Origin of the sequence: Microcystis sp. LSC13-02, assembly GCA_002282935.1 — a bacterium.
GTDB lineage: Bacteria > Cyanobacteriota > Cyanobacteriia > Cyanobacteriales > Microcystaceae > Microcystis.
In genome coordinates this window covers 1-1,453 of sequence record MTBT01000299.1, presented here as the reverse complement: position 1 = coordinate 1,453, position 1,453 = coordinate 1, and the positions used below count along the sequence as shown (strand labels likewise).

General features: G+C 42.1%; 2 protein-coding genes. Both read left to right on the top strand.

Annotation, left to right across the window (positions count from 1 at the left end):
- Window positions 1–241 precede the first annotated feature (241 nt).
- On the top strand, window positions 242–868 hold the full coding sequence (locus BGL89_RS18685) for a TetR/AcrR family transcriptional regulator (protein WP_286827025.1): 627 nt from the start codon (window positions 242–244) through the stop codon (window positions 866–868).
- A gap of 344 nt (window positions 869–1,212) precedes the next feature.
- On the top strand, window positions 1,213–1,453 hold a 241-nt coding region (locus BGL89_RS18680; RefSeq protein ID WP_353743961.1), incomplete at its 3' end, for a 4-Cys prefix domain-containing protein.

The following is a 1,453-nucleotide window of genomic DNA, read 5'->3' as shown; positions in this document are numbered from 1 at the left end:
ATTGACCACCTGAAAATGGGTAAAACCCCACACCCCACACCCCAACCCCCAACCCCCAACCCCCACCGAAAAACTTTTTCAGCAGACCCTATTTATGGCTGAACTTAGCCGATTGTCAAGCGGCTGCGCTCGTTGTTGAAGGCCAAGTTACCCCAATTACTCAAAATTTTATGAAGCATTTGCGTAAACACCTAACTTGATGGATGACAATGGCTCTATCCCGTTCTAGCTGTCAATAATTATGCAAAGTCTTTTTCAACGTTCCCTAACTCAGACCAATTCTGGGGAAGAAGATACCCGTAGTCGTATTCTACAGGCCGCTTTACGTTTATTTGCCGCTAAGGGTTATGAAGGAACCACGACCAAAGACCTAGCAGGAAAGGCAAATGTGGCAGAAGGAACTTTATTTCGTTATTTTCCCAACAAAAAGGCGATTTTAATTGAAGTGGCCACTAGGGGATGGGTGGATATTCTCACCGACTTGCTGACGGAATTGAGCGAAATGGGCAGTTATAAAGCGGTAGCGCAGGTGATGCGACGTAGGGTGTTGAGAATGCGAGAAAATAGCGATTTATTGCGAGTTTGTTTTATAGAGGCGCAATTTCACCCCGAATTAAAAGACCGAATTCAATCGGAGGTAATTGCTAAAATGACCGATGTGGCCGAGGCTTTTTTTCAAACAGCGATCGATCGTGGTATCTATCGTCCCATGAATCCGAAAATTGTCGCCCAAGTTTTTCTAGGAATGTTCGCAATTGCCGGTTTTTCCACTGAAACTATTTTAGATGCCAATGCTTCCCCCCTTGCTTTACAGGAAATGGCCGAAGGTATTGCCGAAATTTTTCTGAATGGAGTGTTAGTTAAGTAGGCCGGCAAAATTAATTTTCTAGTCGAGACTCCGAGACAGCTAATCTAAGGATAGGCGGTTAAAATGCGTTTTATAGTCATTTCAGATAAGTCTGATACAGTCTAGACTGACAAAACCCTTATGAAATCTGGGATTGATATTCTCAATCTTAATTGAAATGACTATAGCTTACTTATGATAAAATTCTTTCAACGGCAGGGAGGGGCAACTTTCAATTATTCACCCGATAAGTACCGCACGCAAAATTAATTACACATTTCGATAAAGCTTTTGCCTATTGCCTCTTGCCTATCTTCCCTAGTAAATTTATTTTGCCGGCCTACTTAAAATAACTGATAGCCGAGATGAAACCCTGTTACTGCATTAATCCCGATTGTTCTCAACCGGAGCATCCGAGTAATAATAACTCGAATACTCGTTACTGTCAAAGTTGCGGCTCTCAATTGTTGTTAAATGGTCAATATAGGGTAAGTCGGTTATTGAGTGATACGACCGGTTTTGGGGTTGTTTATGAGGCTTTTGAGGGTTTTACGGCCAAAATCCTCAAGGTATTACAAGAAAAATGGAATAATGAACCGAAGGCAG